A 17,398-nucleotide genomic window follows, 5' to 3' on the forward strand; every position below is an offset into this window, starting at 1 on the left:
TCAGGCGCGCGGCGCGCGCGGCGCGCGAAAGAGTTCGGCGATGGACTCGGCCGGGACCGGCCGGCTGTAGAGGTAGCCCTGCAGCTGGTCGCAGCCCTCGCCCGCGATGAAGACCGATTGCTGATCGGTCTCGACTCCCTCGGCCGTGGTCTTGATGCCGAGGCTGCGCCCGAGCATCGCGATGGCGCGCACGATCGCGACGCTGTCCCGGTCCTGCGGCGTCTGGCGCACGAAGGACTGGTCGATCTTGATCTTGTCGAACGGAAAGCGGCGCAGGTAGCTCAGGCTCGAATAGCCGGTGCCGAAATCGTCCATCGAGATCCGGATGCCGAGGCCCCGGAGTTCCGTCAGCACCGCCAGGGTGCGGTGCTCGTCCTGCATCAGCGTCCCCTCGGTGATCTCGATCTCCAGGCGGGAGCCCGGGAGGCCGGTCTCGGCCAGGATGCCGCGGACCGTGGCGGCGAGCCGGGGGTCGCGGAACTGCACCGGCGAGAGGTTGACCGCGACCGGCAGGGGCGTCGCCCAGCGGCGGGCCTCGGCGCAGGCCGTGCGCAGCACCCACTCGCCGAGCGGGCCGATCAGTCCGGTCTCCTCCGCGAGCGGGATGAACTCCCCGGGCGAGACGAGGCCGCGCTCCGGATGGTGCCAGCGGATCAGCGCCTCGGCCCCGTCGAAGCGGCCGGTCCGGGCATCGACCTGCGGCTGGAAGTAGAGTTCGAATTCCTGCCGCGCGAGGGCGCGCCGCAGGTCGAGTTCGAGGGAGCGGCGGGCCTGCATGCGGGCATTCATGGTGCCCTCGAACATCCGGAAGCGCCCGCGGCCCTCCTCCTTGGCTCCGTAGAGGGCGAGGTCGGCGCTGCGCAGGAGCTGCTCCGGCGTGTCGCCGTCCTGGGGGGCGAGGGCGATGCCGATGCTCGCGCCGATGTCGAGGATGTGTCCGTCGATCACGAAGGGGCGGCTCAGGATCTCGATCGCCCGCTCGGCCGCCGCCTGGATCGCCGCGAGGTCGCCGGCGCCCGCCGCATCCCCCGCCCCGGCGAGCAGGATGGCGAATTCGTCGCCGCCGAGCCGCGCCACCACGTCGGCCGCGCCCACCACCCGCAGCAGGCGCTGCGCCACCCGGCGCAGCAGGTCGTCCCCCATCCCGTGCCCGAGCGTGTCGTTGACGGCCTTGAAGCGGTCGAGGTCCAGGATCAGCAGCGCGAAGGGCGCCGGGTCGTGCCGCCGCGCGGCGAAGCGCTCGGCCAGGAGCTCGGCCAGGACGCCGTTGAAGCGCAGGCGGTTGGCGAGGCCCGTGAGCGCGTCGTGATGCGCCAAGTGGGTAATCGCCGCCTCGGCCCGCAGGCGGTCGCGCTGGTCGCGCACCGCGACCACCAGGTGGGGTCTGGTCTCGATCGCGATGGTCTGGGCGATGACCCGCACCGGGATCTCCGCCCCGCTCGCGTCGCGCAAGGTCGCATCGCGCTCGTGGGTGAGCGGGATCGCCGCGGCCGACAGGCCCGGCAGCAGGTCCGGCAGGGCGCGGCCGATCACCTCCTCGCGGCCCCGGCCGAGGATGCGCTCGATGCTCCGGTTCACGCCGACGATCGCGTCGTCGTCGCAGATCAGCAATCCCTCGACGGCGATGTCGGCGAGGTCGCGCAGGCGCTGGCGCTCCGCCACCCGGCGCCGGTGGTTGAGGATGCTCAGGCGCAGTGCCGCCAGCGCCGCCCCGAGGATCAGGAAGGCCGCGTTGGCCGTGAGGATCGTCACCACGGCGGCGTCGAGGGAGCCGTCCGGCAGCGCGATGCGCGGGTCGTAGCGCAGGGACAGGGCGCCCATGCCGATGAAATGCGCGCCGCAGACCGCGAGCAGCAGAGCGAGCGGCGCGAGGGCGCGCGCGAGGCGCTGCGGCGCCAGGGAGAGCCGCAGCGCCAGGACCGACAGGGCGATTCCGGCGAGGACCGACACGGCCACCCGCTGCCCGTCCCAGGCGATCGTGCCCTGGACCCGGTAGGCCGCCATGCCGGTATAGTGCATGCCGGCGATCGCGAGCCCGATGAGCGCGCCGCCCGCGACCGCCCCGTGCCGCGTCCGGCTGCCGACGATCGCCAGGGCCGCGAGGCTCACCAGCATCACCGCGACCGCGAAGGAGGCGACGGTGGGCGCCAGGGCGAAGCCGAAGGCCATCCCGGGCGCGAAGGCCAGCATGGCGATGAAGTGGGTGGCCCAGATCGCCGAACTGGTGGTGAGGACCGCCGCCGCCGCCCAGCCGATCCGCTCGCGGCCCGACGCCCGGAAGGTCTGCCGCCCGAGCGCGAAGGTCGCGTAGCAGCCGACCGCGCAGATCAGCGCCGCCACGACGATCAGGCGCGGGTCGTGCTGCTGCGTGAGACAGGCGATGATGTCCATCATCGGATCCCGTTCCGGCCCGGGCGCGGCGCCGGCAGCGCCCCGGGCCCGATTCAATCGTGGCCTCATCGATGGTGCGGCTGCGCTTACCCGCCCGTTCACGCCGCCCGTGTCGGACTGGATTTTGCAAGTCCAGGTAGAGATGCCGGTGATCGTGGTGAACGCGCCGTGAAGCCGGCGGGAGATCGGTGCGCGCGATCCGCGATCGCCGCGACCTGCGCGGAACCGGTCGCGGCCGACGCGTTCCCCGACGGGGCCGGCCGCGGCGGCGCGGCCCGCGCCGACCCAATCCTCGCATTCCGGCGGAACGCGCGTGCCGGAATGCGAGGAATGGTCGGCCTCCCGGCCGGGATCGCGGCCCTACTCGGCGGCCGCCGGCAGCGCGGCGCGGGCGCGCACCATCTGCGTCACGGCCGTGAAGTCGGTCTTGCCCGAGCCCAGCTGCGGCAGGTGCTCCACCGTCACGATCTCGGCCGGCACCATCAGCTCGCTCGCCCCCCGCGCCCGCGCATGGGCCAGGAAGGCCGAGCGGCTCGCGTCGCGCTTCTCCGTGACCAGGACGAGCCGCTCGCCCTTGCGCGGGTCCGGCACCGTCGCCGCCGCGGAGGCGGCCTCCGGCCAGAGTTCGGCGGCCAGCGTCTCGACCGCCGCGAGCGAGATCATCTCGCCGCCGATCTTGGCGAAGCGCTTGGCCCGGCCCTGGATGATGACGAAGCCGGCCTCGTCGATCGTCACGATGTCGCCGGTGTCGTGCCACCCGCTCGGGGGCGGCTCCAGCACGCCGGGCTTCTCGGCCCGCAGATAGCCCAGCATCACGTTCGGCCCGCGCACGAACAGCCGGCCCCCCTCCGGAACCCCCGGCAGCGGCTCGAGCCGGGCCTCCATGCCGGGCATGATCCGCCCGACCGTGCCGAAGCGGTTGAACATCGGGGTGTTGAGGGCGAGCACCGGCGCCGTCTCGGTGACGCCGTAGCCCTCCAGGATGCGCAGCCCGAACTTCTCCGCGTAGGTCCCGCGGGTCTGCGCCTTCACGGGCTCGGCGCCCGCCAGAATGTAGCGCAGCGAGCGGAAATCGTAGGGATGCGCCGCCCGGGCGTAGCCGGCCAGGAACGTGTCCGTGCCGAACAGGATCGTGGCGTTCGAGCCGTAGACCAGTTCCGGCACGATCCGGTAGTGCAGCGGCGACGGATACAGGAAGACCGGTACCCCGGAGACCAGGGGCAGGACGAGGCCCACCGTCAGGCCGAAGGAGTGGAACACCGGCAGGACGTTGAAGACCTTGTCGGTGCGGCCGAAATCGATGCGGGCCTGGGCCTGGGCGGCATTGGCCAGCATGTTGCGGTGCGACAGGACCACGCCCTTGGGCAGGCCCTCGCTGCCCGAGGTGAACAGGATCGCGGCCGGATCCTCGGGGCGGCGCTGGGCGATCGCCCGGCGCCAGTGCAGGAGCCCGTCGAGCTTGGCGAGCAGGCCGAGCCGCGCCCGGACATCCTCCAGGTAGACGACGCGCAGGCTCTGGCCGAGCCCGGCCACCACGGCGTCGAGCCGGCCCTTCTCCACGAAGGCCCGCGAGGTGACGATCGTGTCGACCTCGGCGGCCCGGCAGGCGCTGAGGATGTTGGCGGTGCCCGCCGTGAAGTTGATCATCGCCGGGACCCGGCCCGCCGACATCACGCCGAGCACCGTCACGGCGGCGCCGTTGGCGTTGGGCAGCATCACGCCGAGGGCGCGGCCCTCCGGCGCGAGGGGAGCGAGGGCGCGGCCGAGCACGCGCGCCCCGACGAGGAGCCGACGGTAGGAGAGGGGGCCCGAGACCGGATCCTCCGCGGCGACGCGCCGCGGGCCCTCGCGCCGGGCCGCCTCGACCACGGCACCGAACACCGTGCGGTCGATCGGAGCGGTGCGGAAGATCAGGTCCGACATCACCCCGTAGAGGGCGGCGCCCGCCGCCTGGCGGCGCTGCTTGCCCTTCAGGGCGGGATCGACCGAGAGCCGCACCGGCTCCAGCACCGTCACGGTGATCTTCGGCCACCATGTCCGGCGCACCTGGGCCCGCGACAGGCGCGATAACAGCGTGCGCTCCGGCCCCTCGATCCTGACGGGCACGACCACGGCCCCCGCCTTGTCGGCGATCATGCCGGCCCCGTCATAGACCTTCATCAGGCAGCCGGTGACGGTGAGGCGCCCCTCGGGGAAGATGATCAGCGTCTCGCCGCCCCTGACCGTGTTGATGAGGTGGCGCGTCGCCATCGGCTTGGTAGGGTCGAGCGGGATCGCCCGGGTCAGCCACAGGAAGGGCTTTACCCACCAGCGCTGCGCGATGCCGTGGTCGATGGCGAAGGTCGGCTCGCGCTCGGTGAGCGTCAGCGCGAGGCCGCCGTCGAGGAAGCTCACGTGGTTGAGGGCGATGATCGGGTTCGGCCCGGCCGTGTCCAGGTTCTCCAGGCCCCGCACCTCCATCCGGTAGAAGGCGCGGAACAGGATCGACAGGAAGTCCCGGAAGGCGCTCGTCGGCAGCACCGCCAGGATGGCGATCCCGGCCGCGAGGTTGGCCAGCGCGACGATGACGAACAGCCCGGCGCCCGAGACGCCCACCTTCTGCAGCGCCGCGATGCCGGCCGCGCCGAGCACGATCAGCGCCGCCGAGAGCACGTTCGAGGCGGCGATGACCCGGGCGCGCACCTCCTTGGGCGTCCAGGCCTGGAGCGCCGCGAAGGAAGGCACGATGAACAGGCCGGCGGCCGCCGCGAGCAGCGCGAAATCCACCGCGACCCGCACGCCCTCGAAGCGGGACAGGAAGGCGACGGCCCCGAGCGGCGCTGCCGGGACGGAGGCGTGGCCCGCCAGATAGGCGAGGTCGAGGGAGACGAAGCCCATGATCAGGGCCGCGATCGGGGTCGGCAGCACCACGATCCGCCCGGCGCAGAGCCACGAGGCGAGGCCCGATCCCGCCGCCACGCCGATCGAGAACAGGGCCAACATGGCGGTGACGACCGATTCGTCCCCCCCGAAGCTGCCCTTCACCACGGCCGGCAGCAGGGCCAGGACCACGGCGCCGACGAGCCAGAACCAGCTGGTGATCAGCCCGGTGCGCCACAGCCGGGTGTCCGCGTAGAGGTCGCGCACCAGGCCGACCGTCGAGCGCAGCACGTTGCGGTCGATGACGAGACCGGGCGCGGCCTCGCCGGTCGGCGGGATCAGCAGGCTCGCCGCCCAGCACAGGACCGCGAAGCCCATCACCAGCCCGCCGAAGACCGAGGGCCCCCCATGCGTGACCGCCAGGCCGCCCGCGATCGTGCCGGTCAGGATGGCCAGGAAGGTCGCCGCCTCGATCAGCGCGTTGCCGGCCGGCAGCTCGGCCCGCAGCAGGTGATCGGGCAGGATGCCGTACTTGATCGGCCCGAACAGCGCCGCGATGGCGCCGAACATCACCAGGGCCACGAACAGGATCGGGACCGAGGCGAGGACGAAGCCGAGCACCGCCACCGCGGCGGCGCCGATCTCGGCCGCCTTGAGCCGGCGCGTCAGCCACGCCTTGTCGTGCCGGTCGGCGAGCTCGCCCCCGAGCCCCGACAGGAAGAAGAAGGGCGCGATGAACGCCGCGCCCGCGAGCGTCACCAGCGCGGCCGAGCCCCCATCCGCCCCGCCGCCCCCGCCGCCGACCCCGAACAGGATCAGGAACACCAGCGCGTTCTTGAGGAAATTGTCGTTGAAGGCCGAGAAGAACTGGCACCAGAACAGCGGCGCGAAGCGCCGCGTCGTCATCAGCGATCCGGACATGGTTGAACCTTGGTCGATGGGGGGTCTGCCGAAGGACCGGCGCCAGGGGGCGGCCCGCATTCTATCAGGTTACTCCTTGCCGATCTCCATCAGCAGGCGCTCGGCCCGGGCGTCCTCGATCCGGTTGACCATGCGCTTGCTCTCGTGAACGTCGCGGACCGTTTTCACGAGGGTCACGCAGGATTGCACCAGCATGACGACCCCCATGGCGAGATAGCCCTTGATCCAGAGATCGAGGGGCAGGAACAGGATGCCGCCCCCGACCATGGTGGCGGCCCCGAGGAAGGAGGCGTACGTGAAGGCGACCCAGGCCGAGGTGTGCTGGGTGGCGGGTTGCGTGGTCATGGGATGAGACGTCCTTCTGTGGGCAATGATGTGGCGAGACCAAAAGTGACCGGACGGTGCGGCCGGAGCACCGGCCGGCTTGCTCAGTCAGGACGCGGCCGGAGCACCGGCCGCTTTGCCGGGTCAGGACGCGGCCGGAGCACCGGCCGCTTTGGCCCGCAGGCGCTCCATGACGCCCGCGGCATTGGGACGGGTGCGGGGACCGAAGCCCGCCTCCTCCAGCCGCTCGGCGATGCCCGCGGGCTGCGCGGCGTCGAGGATGGTCATCGCTTCCGCCACGGCGGCCTCCTGCGCCTGCTTCTCGCGCAGCCGGCGCAGCGTGGCCTGCGCCTCCGCCAGCGCCGGGCCCGCGCCGGGCGCGCCCTCGCCGCGGCGGACGCGCAGGCGGCGCACCGCCTCGCCGGCCTCGGCGAGCCGCCGGCCGCGCTCCAACTCGGCGAGTTGGCGCCCGCCCTCCTGGACGGTGCGGCGCAGGGCCTCGACCTCCCTGTCGAAGGCCGCACGCGCCTCGGCCAACGACGCGAGGTCGGCCTCCAGCGCCGCGATCGCCTCGGCGGCCTCGCCGGCGAGGTCCTCCCGCCCGCCCGCCAGCGCCGCGACCGCGCGGGTCTCCAGGTCGGCGAGCCGGTCCCGCAGGCCGGCCTCGCGCTTGGCGTCGGCGCCCTGCTGAGCCATCGCCTGCGCCAGGGCCCGGCGGCTGCCGTCGAGGGCGGCCGCGGCCTCCCGGATCTGCTGCTCGAGGAGGGGAAGCGCGTGCTGGTCCAGGACGTCCTCGCAGGCGCGGGCGGCGGCCCCGCGGGCGAGGGTGGCGAAGATCCGGAGCATGAAGGACCTCATGAACGTTGTTCACGAGGCCACGATACACGTCCCTGAACATGGTTCAAGCAGAATTTTGAACGACGTTCACGCGCCGCGGAGGGAGCGAGGTGGAATGACGACGGAGGAGCGCCGCGAGCAGCTGCGCCGGGCGCTGGTCGATGCGGCGGAGGCGGCCATCGTCGAGGGGGGGCTCGGCGCCCTCAAGGCGCGCGACCTCGCCAAGGCGGTGGGCTGCGCGGTGGGTGCGATCTACACGGTCTTTCCCGACCTCGACGCGCTGATCCTCAGCGTGAACCTGCGCACGCTGCAACTCTTCGAGAGCACGATCACGGCGGTGCGGACCGCGACCGGGGAGGGCGGCGCGGCGCACGCGGACCGAGGGGCGGCGACCGAGGACCTGGTGCGGCTGGCGGTGAGCTACCTGCGCTTCGCCATCCAGCACCCGGCCCGCTGGCGCGCCCTGTTCCAGCACCGGATGGCGGTGGCGCCGCCGGCATGGTTCCTGCGCGAGCAGGTGCGCCTGTTCCAGCACATCGAGGCGCCGCTGGCGGTGCTGCGGCCCGACCTCGACGAGGCTGCCCGGGCCCTTCTGGCCCGCACGCTCTTCTCCGCCACGCACGGCATGGTAAGCCTCGGCCTCGATGAGAAGTTGATGACGCTGAGCGAGCCGGTCCTGCGCCGCCAGATCGAGACCGTCGTCGCCGCGATCGGGCTCGGCCTGACCGGCCCGGCGCGGCCGCCCGAGGAGGTGACACCGTGAGCCATCATCCCGATCCGCCCGCGACCCCGCCCGCATCCCCGCCGGTGACGATCCCGATGCTGCAGGCTTGGCGCGCCGAGGGGCGCCGGATCGTGATGGTGACGGCCTACGACGCCGCGATGGCCCGGCTCGTCGACCCGGTGGTGGACGTGATCCTGGTCGGGGACAGCGTCGGTAACGTCTGCCTCGGCTTCGACAACACGCTGCCGGTCAGCCTCGCGATGATGAACCACCACGTCGAGGCGGTGGCCCGTGCCCGGCCGCGCGCGCTCCTCGTGGCCGACATGCCGTTCCTGACCTTCCACCTCGACCTCCCCGACACGATCCGCAACGCCGGCGGCTTCCTGCAGCGCGGGGCGGCGGCGGTGAAGCTCGAGGGCGGCGCCGCGCGGGTGCCGGTGGTGGAGGCGCTCGTGGCCTGCGAGATCCCCGTGATGGGGCATCTCGGGCTCACGCCCCAGAGCGTGAACGCCATGGGCGGCTTCAAGGTGCAGGGGCGCGCGGTCGCGCAGGCGCGCCGCATCGTCGAGGACGCCAAGCGCCTCGAGGATGCGGGCTGCTTCTCGCTCGTGCTGGAGGGGATCCCGGCGGAACTGGCGGCGCGGATCACCGAGGCGCTGGCGATCCCGACCATCGGCATCGGCGCGGGGCCGCACTGCGCCGGGCAGGTCCTCGTCCTGCACGATCTCCTCGGGCTGCTGCCCGGCCGCAAGGCGAAGTTCGTGCGCACCTACGTCGACGGCTACGGCCTGCTCCAGGCCGGTCTGGCGGCCTACGCGGAGGACGTGCGCGCCGGCCGCTTCCCTGGGCCGGAGGAATCCTACGCCCTGCCGGAGGCGGTGCGGGCGGCTCTGGACTGATGCGGCCGGCGCGCCGGGAAGCCCGGGCGATCAGCCCCCACCTCCGCCCGGGCGTCGGTCGCCTCGGTGCCGGGAATGCCGAGCAGCCGCGCCAGGTCGGGCCGGGCCTCCGCGCCGAGCAGGTCCGCCAGGGTGGCGCCGTCGAGCACCGCCAGGAAGGCGGCGAGCGCCTCCCCGAGCGCGCGCTTCAGGCGGCAGGAGGGCGTGACCGCGCAGGCGCCGCCGGCGAAGCACTGCGGATGCCGCCGCGGCCCTGCAGCGTGCGGACCAGCCCGAGCCGCCCGACCTGTCCGTGAACGGCGCCCGGAACGGCCGCGTCCACGCCATGCGGGATCATGTCCGCAGCCTCGCGGCGGGGCGGGACAATGTCCGCCTGCACACCGTCCACGAGGCGCCGGACGCCCAGGACCGGGCCGGAGAGGATTCGACGGGGCGGGCCTGATCACCGCCGAATGGCTCGCCGCCCGGACGCCCTCGGACCGCGCCACCGACTGCCTGTGCGGCCCCAGGCCCTTCCCGGCCGCGCTGGTGAACGGCTTGTCGCGCCGCGGCGTGCCCGAGGAGCGGATCCGCGTCGCGTTCGTCGGCCCGGCCGACGCGCTGGAAGAGGCGCCGCTCGCCGCCCGAGCCCTCAGCGGCCGAGGAAAGCGGGCACCCGCCGCAGGGCGTCCTCCCGGGCGGCGGGGTCGGTGCCCACATGCGCGACGCCGTCCTGGTTCACCGTGTAGGCGAGGCCCCGCCGCTCCCGGACGGGCAGGTTCGGGGCGTCGAAGTCGTGGTAGGCGCCCGGATAGACGACGAGCTCGACCGGGGATCCCTCCGCCCGGGCGGCCTCGGCGAGGCCGCGGCAGGGCTCGGCCCCGGTCCAGTCGTCGGCCCCGCCGACCAGGATCAGGACCGGGATCGCCGCGTGCCAGCCCCGCTCGGCCGGGATGCGGCAGCCCGGATAGAAGGCGACCGCCTTCGCGAAGCCGGGACCCTCGAAGGGGTCGCGCGCGCCCGCGCGGGTGACGTGGAGCAGGGTCGTGCCGCCGTTCGACCAGCCGAGCAGGCTGACGGCGCGGGACTCCACGTCGGGACGCCCCTGCAGGTAGGCCTTGGCCGCGAAGGCGTCGCCCAGGCGCTCGCGGCCGGGCCGCACGACCCGGCCGGTCATGCCGCATTGCGAGCCCACGCCTCGGGACCCGAAACTGTCCGGCATCAGGACCAGGAACCCCGCGGCGGCGAGGCGCTCGCCCCAATCCGCGTGGCGGGCGTTCAGCCGCCCGTCCCGGTCGAAGAGCCCGCCGCAGCCGTGCAGGGCGACCACGGCCGGGTGGCGCCCCGCCGCCGCAGGGCGGAAGAGCAGGGCCTGGATCGGCTGGCCGTCGGCCGACGGGAAGGTCACCTGCTCGGGCTGCGCCGCGGCGCTCGCGCCGAGCGTCAGCGCGCCGAGGAGGGCGAGGAGGAGCCGGGTCACCGCGAAACTCCCTGGGCCGAACGGGGCGTCGCCGCCGAACTCCGCCCCAGGACGGGCGGCGCAGCGCGGCGCCAGAATGGTCCCGGTTCCCCGCGCCCCTGGCAAGCGCCCGCCGCCCGCCGTTCACCGGAGATCGCCGCGGCATGCCCCGCGCCCGCCGCCCCGATCGCGGTGGGCGCGACGGCGCCCGGAAGGCGCGGCCGCGGCGCGGGCAACCCCTCGACGGATCGGCTCCTGCGTATTCTTCGGAAGGCGCGCGCCTGCCGCAACCCGGTACACGTTCGGCCGCGAATGGACGCGGAATGGAGGCGCCCGTGCCGTCGACCCCTCCCGGGCCGCTCCCCTACCTGGCCCCGATCGACGGCCTGCGCGCCCTGGCGATGGCGGCGGTCCTGGCCTCGCACCTGCCTTGCCCGGACGTCCCGCCGGCCCTGGCCGTGCCCTGGCACCTCGCCAACGAGGCCTGGGTCGGCACCGTCGCGGTCGACGTCTTCTTCGTGCTGAGCGGCTTCCTCATCACGCGCATCCTGCTCCGCCAGATCCTGCTCACCGGACGGGTCGATCTCGGCCGGTTCTACCTCAACCGGGCGCTGCGCATCGTCCCGGCCTACTACGTCTGCCTGCTCGTCGCGACGCTCCTCGTCCGGCACGTCTCGCCCTACACGGTGAGCGCGCTGACCTACACGCTGAACTATTATCAACCCCTGCATCCCGCGTCGTTCACGATGGAGCACGCGTGGTCCCTGGCGGTCGAGGAGCAATTCTACCTGGTCTGGCCGCTCCTCCTCGCCCTGGTGCCGCTCGCCTGGGTCCGCTGGCTGACGCGGGCCGTCCTCCCGGGGATCGCGGTGCTGGCCGCGGTCGCGCTGGCCGAGAGCCTGCCCGCCGAGCTCTCGGCGGAACTCATCTACAAGTCGCTGCCGACGCGGATGCTCTCGCTGTCCCTCGGCGCCTGGATCGCGTTCCGGGAGGCGGAGGGACGATCCGCCTCGGGCCTGTCCTGCCTCGCGACGGTCGCGGCCGGGATCGCCACGATGGGGCTCGGCCTCCTCGGGCGCAGGCTCGGCTACGTCCCGGCCGGCGGCTGGTACTGGTGCCCGACCCTGGTCGGCTGCGCGCTGCTCAGCTACGGGATCGTCGCGCACCTCGCGGTCGGCCGCCCGGCCTCCTGGCTGTCCGGCCTGCTCGCCGCGGCGCCGCTGCGCTCCCTCGGCCGGATCTCCTACGGCACTTACCTGTACCATCTCGTCGTCATCTACGCGCTGGGCGTGCACGAGGCGCAGCTGGGCGGGCGGGTTCCCGCCGGGCTCACGGTCGCGACCGCCCTGGGGTTGAGCCTCGCGCTCGGCGCCCTCTCGCATCGGCTCGTCGAGCGGCCCTTCCTGCAGCTGCGCGACGCCGCGTGGCGCCTGCCGAGTCCCCGCCGGTTGCGGCCTGGCAGGCCAGGCCCCGCCGCGTAGGCGCCGGCTTGCCGGTGCCGTCGTTCATCGGGCGTCCAGCGCGGCCGCGCTAACCAGCGCCGCGGGGGACCGGCGCGGCCGGTCCGGCCAGCCCGCGGCGAGGAGTGCCCGCCCGTGATGCGACCGCTGCGTCCCGCCCGCCCCGTCGTCCTCGCCGGCCTCGTCGTCCTCGCCGGCCTCGTCGTCCTGGCCGCCCCGGCGCTCCCCGGCGCCCCGCGCGCCGCGACCCTGGAAGCCACCTACCGGGTGACGCTGGCGGGCCTGCCGGTCGGGACGGCGACCCTGCGCACCGAGATCGGGGCCCGGCGGCGCTACGCCCTGCGCCTCGACGCGACCCTGAGCGGCCTCGCCAGCGTGCTCTGGGGCGGCAAGGGCACCGCCACCGCCCAGGGCGGCCTCGCCGAGGCGGCGGTGCGGCCCCAATCCTTCGCGCTCGATGCCGATTACGGCGGCACGCCGATCAGCGAGCGCATGAGCCTGGATGCTGGCCGGCTCGTCGCCGTGCACATGACGCCGGATGCGCGGGCGAAACCCGACCGTGTGCCGGCGCGGCCCGGCGACGACCGCGACGTCGTCGACCCGCTCTCGGCCCTGATCGGTCCGCAGCTGAGCCCGCCCGGCGCCCCGACCGCGCGCGATTGCGACCGGACATTGCCGGTCCATGACGGCACGGCGCGCTTCGACGTGCCCCTCGGCGAGGGGCAGGCGATGACCTTCGACGGCCCCGGCTACGCGGGCCCTGCCGTGCTCTGCCGGGCCCGCTACGTGCCGCTCTCGGGCCATCGGCCGAAGCGCTGGGTCGTGCGCGCCATGCAGGAGAATCGCGACCTGCGCGTCTGGCTCGCCCCGGTCGGGTCCAGCCGCGTCCTCGCCCCCGTGCGCATCGCGGTGGGCACGACCTTCGGCACGGCGATGGCGGAGGTCACCGCGTGGCGCCTCGACGAGCCGGGTGGCCGCTGATCCCGGCGGCCATCTCCCATGACAGCTGGTTCGGTTCCCGAACCTTCGTGACGTCGTTGGCGTGTATCGCACGTTCGAGATGTCCCGGGCTCGGCCGGCGCCACCCTGTCGGGCTTCCGCGGCCCGCGCGCCGCGGCGGCGACCGCGCGGCCGGGAACCTTTTCGATCCTCCTGCGGTTGCGGGCTGACTTGCGAGCGGCCCGCCCCCGGGCAGGGCCCCGCACAGGAGGACACGCGATGAACAAGCTCGTTCGTGGAACGCTGACCGCCAGCATCCTGGTCCTCGGTGCCGCAACCGCCTACGCGCAGGGCGGCGCTGGCGGCGGAGGCGGGGCCGGCGGCGCGGGTGGCGGGGCCGGCGTCGGGGCGGGCGGCGGCGCGAGCGGCGGAGGCGCGGGCGGCGGTGTCGGCGGGGCGGGCGGCCCGGGCGGCGGGGCCGGTGCGGGCGGCGCGCGCGGTGCGGCCGGGGACCCGGCGGAGCCGGCGGCGGTGCCGCGGCCCAGGGGGCCGGCGGCGAGCGCGGCGGTGCCGCGGCCGGGGGCGAGCGCGGCACGGCGGGTCAGCCGGGCGGCCGCGCGGCGGAGGGATCGGGCCGAACCGGCGGCGCCGGGGAGGCGGGCACGCAGCGCGCCGGCGAGCGGGCCGGCGAGCGCGGCGAGCGCGACACGACCCGCGGGGCCGAGCGCGGCGGCGACAAGGGTGAGCGGGGCGAGAAGGGTGAGCGCGCGGCGGAGCGCGGCGAGCGCGGCACCGAGCACGGTGCGGGGCGCGGCGAGCGCACCGGGGCCATCGGCGAGGCGCGCGGGGCGGCGTCCCGGCTCGACACCCATCAGCGCACCGAGTTCCGCCAGACCATCGTGAATTCCGGCGTGCGGCCGCTGCGGGATGTCCACTTCTCGCTGTCGGTGGGCACGGCGGTGCCGCGCTCGGTCACCCTGCACGCGCTGCCGCCGGCCATCATCTCGCTGGTGCCGGCCTATCGGGGCTTCCGCTACGTGCTGGTCAACGACGAGATCGTGATCATCGATCCGGACACCTACGAGATCGTCGACGTCATTCCGGCCTGATCCCGTCCCGCGTCACGGTCGGCATGGCCCTTCCCCGCGCCGCGGGGGAGGGCTTTTTTCTGCACGCCGCGGCGATGGAGCGATCCGTCCCTGGTCACGCCACGTCGAGGCCGAGATCGATGATCGCCGCGCTGTGGGTGATCCAGCCGGCGGAGATCAGGTCGACGCCCGAGGCCGCCACCGCGCCCACCGTCTCGCGGGTGATCCGCCCGGAGGCCTCGCTGATCGCGCGGCCGTCGATCATCGCGACGGCGCGGCGCAGCGCGTCCGGCGCCATGTTGTCGAGGAGCACCGCGTCGGCCCCCTCCGCCAGCGCCTCCTCGAGCTGGGCCAGGGTGTCCACCTCCACCTCGATCTTGACGAGGTGACCGGTACCGGCCCGGGCGCGGCGGATCGCCGGCCCGACGCCGCCCGCCACCGCCACGTGGTTGTCCTTGATCAGCACCGCGTCGTCGAGGCCGAAACGGTGGTTCGACCCGCCGCCCGCCCGCACCGCGCGCTTCTCCAGGGCCCGCAGGCCCGGCGTCGTCTTGCGGGTGCAGACGATGCGGGCGGGGCCGTGCGCCCGGGCTGCCTCGACCAGCGAGGCCGTGGCGGTGGCGACCCCCGACAGCCGGCAGAGCAGGTTGAGCGCCACCCGCTCCGCCGACAGGATCGCCCGGGCCGGGCCGGAGAGGTGCATCACCGTCTCCCCCGGCGCGACCTGGCTGCCGTCCGGCCGCGCGATCGACACGGCCACCTCGGGATCGAGGAGCGCGAAGGCGAGCGCCGCCGCGTCGGTCCCGGCGACCACGCCCGCCTCGCGGGCCGCGATCACCCCCGAGAAGCGGGCCTGGGCGGGCACGATGCTGTCGGTGGTGAGGTCGCCCGCTCGGCCGAGATCCTCCAAGAGCGCGGCCCGGACGACGGGCTCGACCAGGAGGCGCGGCAGGGGCGGGAGCGAAAGGGCGTCGGTCATCGGACCTCCTCGACGGCGAGGGTTTCGGCGAGGCGGCGCGCCTCGCCCAGGGTGATGTCGGCGTGGCGCGGTGCCTCCTGCGCCGGGTGGTCCGCCCGCCAGTGGGCGCCGCGGCTCTCGCGCCGCCGCAGGGCGGCCGCGGCGACGAGGAGCGCCACGCTCGCCCCGGGCGCCCCGGCGGCGTCGAGGGCGGCGAGCCGCGCCAGCGCCCGGCCGAGGCCCGGAGCGTCGCGCACCACCCCGACCGCCCCGGCCATCAGGTCGCGGATCTCGGCGCAGGTCCCCCGGCCGGGCGCCGCTCCCGCAACGGGCTCAAGCGCGGTGCGCCCGGCCGCCTCGCTCCCGCGGAGATCCGCCGCGATCCAATCCGCGAAGGCGAGCGCTTCGAGCAGCGAGTTGCTGGCGAGGCGGTTCGCCCCGTGCAGGCCCGTGCAGGCAACCTCGCCGCAGGCCCACAGGCCGGGCAGCGAGGCGCGCCCGCGCGCGTCCACCCGGATCCCGCCCATGTGGTAGTGGGCCGCCGGGCGGACCGGGATCGGCGTCGAGGCCGGGTCGATCCCGGCGGCGCGGCAGAGCGCCGCCACGGTCGGGAAGCGGCGGGCGACCTCGGTGCCGCGCGCGTCCAGGAAGACGCGCTCTCCCCGCGAGGTGCGGGCGAAGATCGCCCGGGCGACGACGTCGCGGGGCGCGAGGTCCCCGCCCGCGATCCCCGCCATGACCCGCGCGCCCGCCCCGTCGACCAGCACCGCCCCCTCGCCGCGCAGGGCCTCGGTGGCGAGCGGCAGCGGGCCCCCGCCCGACACCGCGATCGCCGTCGGGTGGAACTGCACGAATTCCACGTCGCGCAGGATCGCGCCGGCCCGCGCCGCGAGGGCGATCCCCTCGCCGAAAGCCCCTTGCGGGTTGGTGGTGTCCCGGTAGAGCGCCCCGATCCCGCCGGTGGCGAGCACGACGGCGCGGGCCCCGAGGTCGACGGCCCGCCCGTCCCGGACCGCGCGCAGGCCCGCCACGCGGCCCCCTGCGTCGCGGCGCAACGCGGCCGCGCTCGCGACCACGACGTCGATCGCCGGGGAGGCCGCGACCGCCCGCTGCAGGGCGCGCAGCACGGCGAGCCCGGTCGCGTCCCCGCCCGCCTTGACGATCCGCCGCCGCCCGTGCGCGGCTTCGAGGCCGAGCGCGAGCGCGCCGCCCCGGCCGCGGTCGAAGCCGACGCCCAGCGTGGCGAGCCAGCCGACCAGGGCCGGCCCCGCCGCGGCGACGCGCTGCGCCACCTCCTGCTCGCTCAGGCCCGCCCCGGCCGCCAGCGTATCGGCGGCGTGGAGCGCGGGCGCGTCGTCCGCACCGAGCGCGGCCGCGATGCCGCCCTGCGCCCAGGCGGTCGCCGTGCCCTCGCCCAGCGGCGCGGCGGTGATCAGCGTCACCGGCAGCGGCGCCAGCCGCAGGGCCGTGGCGAGGCCGGCGATGCCGGCCCCCACCACCGCGACGCGGTCCCGGCTCACGGCCGCACCGCCAGCATGCGCTCGACGGCCCGGCGGGCGGGGGCGATCAGGTCCGCCGGCACCGTGACCTCGTGCGTCAGGGTCTCCAGGGCCCGCCGGATCTTGCGCAGGGTGATCCGCTTCATGTGCGGGCAGAGGTTGCACGGCTTGACGAACCGGATGTCCGGGTTCCGGGCCGCGAGGTTGTCGGCCATGGAGCACTCGGTGATCATCGCCACGGAGGCGGGCCGGCGCTGCTCGACGTAATGCTGCATGGCCGCGGTCGAGCCGGCGAAATCCGCCTCCGCCACCACCGCGGGCGGGCATTCCGGGTGGGCCAGCACCGTCACGCCCGGATAGGCCTCGCGCAGCTCGCGGATCTCGGCGGGGCCGAAGCGCTCGTGCACCTCGCAATGGCCGGCCCAGGACAGGATCTCGATGCCGGGCAGCTCGGCCTGCACGTTGCGGGCGAGGTACTCGTCCGGGATCAGCAGCACCCGGCTCGCGCCGAGGGACTCCACCACCGCCCTCGCATTGCCCGAGGTGCAGCAGAGGTCCGATTCCGCCTTTACGGAAGCGGAGGTGTTCACGTAGGTCACGATCGGCACGCCCGGGTAGCGCCGGCGCAGGGCCCGCACGTCCGCGGGCGTGATCGAGTCCGCGAGCGAGCAGCCCGCGGCCGCGTCCGGGATCAGGACGGTCCTGTCAGGGTTCAGGAGCTTGGCGGTCTCGGCCATGAAGTGGACCCCCGCCAGGACGATCACCTGCGCGTCGGTACGGGCGGCCTCGCGGGCGAGGGCGAGGCTGTCGCCGACGATGTCCGCCACGGTGTGGAAGATCTCGGGCGCCTGATAATTGTGGGCGAGCACCACCGCGTTGCGGGCGCGCTTGAGCGCCTGGATCGCCGCCACCTCCTCCGCCAGCGCCGGCCACTCCATCGCCGGCACGTGGCCGCTCACCCGCGCGTAGAGGTCGGGCAGGGGCAGCGTCGCCCCTGATGCACGCACCGTCGCCACCATGGCTCCCTCCGGGTTTTGCTCAAGATGAGCATTTATTCCGCG

Annotated in this window: 16 protein-coding genes; 7 read left to right on the forward strand and 9 right to left on the reverse strand. The window is 74.8% G+C overall.

The window, feature by feature from the left end; translation table 11 throughout:
• Positions 1-2,394 (reverse strand): bifunctional diguanylate cyclase/phosphodiesterase, encoded by a 2,394-nt coding sequence (locus QA634_RS22965; protein ID WP_012334307.1) that lies wholly within the window; start codon positions 2,392-2,394, stop codon positions 1-3.
• Between QA634_RS22965 and QA634_RS22970 the strand changes: the two genes are divergently transcribed.
• Positions 2,381-2,563, forward strand: coding sequence for a hypothetical protein (locus tag QA634_RS22970; protein ID WP_150108714.1), 183 nt, complete (start codon positions 2,381-2,383; stop codon positions 2,561-2,563). The genes QA634_RS22965 and QA634_RS22970 overlap by 14 nt on opposite strands.
• A 188-nt stretch (positions 2,564-2,751) precedes the next feature.
• Here QA634_RS22970 and QA634_RS22975 read toward each other — a convergent pair whose 3' ends face one another.
• The 3 genes from QA634_RS22975 to QA634_RS22985 all read right to left on the reverse strand — a co-directional run bounded on the left by QA634_RS22975 (position 2,752) and on the right by QA634_RS22985 (position 7,341).
• A complete protein-coding gene (locus QA634_RS22975; protein ID WP_012334308.1) occupies positions 2,752-6,171 on the reverse strand; it encodes an acyl-[ACP]--phospholipid O-acyltransferase in 3,420 nt (1,139 codons plus the stop codon).
• A gap of 69 nt (positions 6,172-6,240) precedes the next feature.
• Positions 6,241-6,516, reverse strand: a complete 276-nt coding sequence (locus QA634_RS22980; RefSeq protein ID WP_012334309.1) for a YiaA/YiaB family inner membrane protein — start codon at positions 6,514-6,516, stop codon at positions 6,241-6,243.
• A gap of 123 nt (positions 6,517-6,639) precedes the next feature.
• A complete protein-coding gene (locus tag QA634_RS22985; RefSeq protein WP_012334310.1) occupies positions 6,640-7,341 on the reverse strand; it encodes a PspA/IM30 family protein in 702 nt (233 codons plus the stop codon).
• 106 nt (positions 7,342-7,447) lie between these two features.
• Here QA634_RS22985 and QA634_RS22990 point away from each other — a divergent pair, with 106 nt between their 5' ends.
• The 3 genes from QA634_RS22990 (at position 7,448) to QA634_RS35585 (ending at position 9,397) form a co-directional block, all read left to right on the forward strand.
• The gene (locus QA634_RS22990; protein WP_012334311.1) at positions 7,448-8,095 is read left to right on the forward strand and encodes a TetR/AcrR family transcriptional regulator; all 648 of its coding nucleotides are present in this window, start codon (positions 7,448-7,450) and stop codon (positions 8,093-8,095) included.
• Positions 8,092-8,955, forward strand: coding sequence for a 3-methyl-2-oxobutanoate hydroxymethyltransferase (panB, locus tag QA634_RS22995; protein WP_012334312.1), 864 nt, complete (start codon positions 8,092-8,094; stop codon positions 8,953-8,955). Before QA634_RS22990 ends, panB begins: the two co-directional genes overlap by 4 nt.
• A 292-nt stretch (positions 8,956-9,247) precedes the next feature.
• Positions 9,248-9,397 carry a hypothetical protein gene (locus tag QA634_RS35585; protein WP_018259737.1) on the forward strand — a complete coding sequence of 50 codons (150 nt, stop codon included), beginning with the start codon at positions 9,248-9,250 and terminating at the stop codon, positions 9,395-9,397.
• Between the two features lie 189 nt (positions 9,398-9,586).
• Here QA634_RS35585 and QA634_RS23010 read toward each other — a convergent pair whose 3' ends face one another.
• Positions 9,587-10,414 carry a dienelactone hydrolase family protein gene (locus tag QA634_RS23010; RefSeq protein WP_012334314.1) on the reverse strand — a complete coding sequence of 276 codons (828 nt, stop codon included), beginning with the start codon at positions 10,412-10,414 and terminating at the stop codon, positions 9,587-9,589.
• 314 nt (positions 10,415-10,728) lie between these two features.
• On the opposite strand from QA634_RS23010, the gene QA634_RS23015 reads away from it, so the two are divergent.
• Together QA634_RS23015 and QA634_RS23020 are read left to right on the forward strand one after the other, a co-directional pair.
• A complete protein-coding gene (locus QA634_RS23015) occupies positions 10,729-11,874 on the forward strand; it encodes an acyltransferase family protein (protein ID WP_265576406.1) in 1,146 nt (381 codons plus the stop codon).
• A 117-nt stretch (positions 11,875-11,991) separates the two neighbouring features.
• Positions 11,992-12,834, forward strand: a complete 843-nt coding sequence (locus tag QA634_RS23020) for a DUF3108 domain-containing protein (protein ID WP_012334316.1) — start codon at positions 11,992-11,994, stop codon at positions 12,832-12,834.
• A 299-nt stretch (positions 12,835-13,133) separates the two neighbouring features.
• On the opposite strand, the gene QA634_RS23025 is transcribed toward QA634_RS23020, so the two are convergent.
• Positions 13,134-13,727: a hypothetical protein gene (locus QA634_RS23025; protein ID WP_283026803.1), complete on the reverse strand. Its 594-nt coding sequence runs from the start codon at positions 13,725-13,727 to the stop codon at positions 13,134-13,136.
• On the opposite strand from QA634_RS23025, the gene QA634_RS23030 reads away from it, so the two are divergent.
• Complete coding sequence (locus tag QA634_RS23030) at positions 13,704-13,901, forward strand: DUF1236 domain-containing protein (RefSeq protein WP_283026804.1); 198 nt, start codon at positions 13,704-13,706, stop codon at positions 13,899-13,901. The two genes, QA634_RS23025 and QA634_RS23030, sit on opposite strands and share 24 nt — an antisense overlap.
• A 94-nt stretch (positions 13,902-13,995) precedes the next feature.
• On the opposite strand, the gene nadC is transcribed toward QA634_RS23030, so the two are convergent.
• From nadC to nadA, 3 genes are read right to left on the reverse strand one after another with little or no spacing between them, the layout of a single operon-like run.
• Positions 13,996-14,859 carry a carboxylating nicotinate-nucleotide diphosphorylase gene (gene nadC, locus QA634_RS23035; RefSeq protein ID WP_012334318.1) on the reverse strand — a complete coding sequence of 288 codons (864 nt, stop codon included), beginning with the start codon at positions 14,857-14,859 and terminating at the stop codon, positions 13,996-13,998.
• Positions 14,856-16,358 carry an L-aspartate oxidase gene (locus tag QA634_RS23040; RefSeq protein ID WP_012334319.1) on the reverse strand — a complete coding sequence of 501 codons (1,503 nt, stop codon included), beginning with the start codon at positions 16,356-16,358 and terminating at the stop codon, positions 14,856-14,858. The genes nadC and QA634_RS23040 overlap by 4 nt, the downstream gene beginning before the upstream one ends.
• Positions 16,355-17,356 carry a quinolinate synthase NadA gene (nadA, locus tag QA634_RS23045; protein ID WP_012334320.1) on the reverse strand — a complete coding sequence of 334 codons (1,002 nt, stop codon included), beginning with the start codon at positions 17,354-17,356 and terminating at the stop codon, positions 16,355-16,357. Before nadA ends, QA634_RS23040 begins: the two co-directional genes overlap by 4 nt.
• Positions 17,357-17,398 lie beyond the last annotated feature (42 nt).

Origin of the sequence: Methylobacterium sp. CB376 (genome assembly GCF_029714205.1) — a bacterium.
Taxonomy (GTDB): Bacteria; Pseudomonadota; Alphaproteobacteria; order Rhizobiales; family Beijerinckiaceae; genus Methylobacterium.

Coding starts and splice junctions, on each gene's coding strand:
- nadC (WP_012334318.1), bottom strand. CDS start 14,859: ATGACCGACGCCCTTTCGCTCCCGCCCCTGCCGCGCCTCCTGGTCGAG.
- QA634_RS22985 (WP_012334310.1), bottom strand. CDS start 7,341: ATGCTCCGGATCTTCGCCACCCTCGCCCGCGGGGCCGCCGCCCGCGCC.
- QA634_RS23020 (WP_012334316.1), top strand. CDS start 11,992: ATGCGACCGCTGCGTCCCGCCCGCCCCGTCGTCCTCGCCGGCCTCGTC.
- QA634_RS22990 (WP_012334311.1), top strand. CDS start 7,448: ATGACGACGGAGGAGCGCCGCGAGCAGCTGCGCCGGGCGCTGGTCGAT.
- QA634_RS22965 (WP_012334307.1), bottom strand. CDS start 2,394: ATGATGGACATCATCGCCTGTCTCACGCAGCAGCACGACCCGCGCCTG.
- QA634_RS22975 (WP_012334308.1), bottom strand. CDS start 6,171: ATGTCCGGATCGCTGATGACGACGCGGCGCTTCGCGCCGCTGTTCTGG.
- nadA (WP_012334320.1), bottom strand. CDS start 17,356: ATGGTGGCGACGGTGCGTGCATCAGGGGCGACGCTGCCCCTGCCCGAC.
- QA634_RS22980 (WP_012334309.1), bottom strand. CDS start 6,516: ATGACCACGCAACCCGCCACCCAGCACACCTCGGCCTGGGTCGCCTTC.
- QA634_RS22970 (WP_150108714.1), top strand. CDS start 2,381: ATGATGTCCATCATCGGATCCCGTTCCGGCCCGGGCGCGGCGCCGGCA.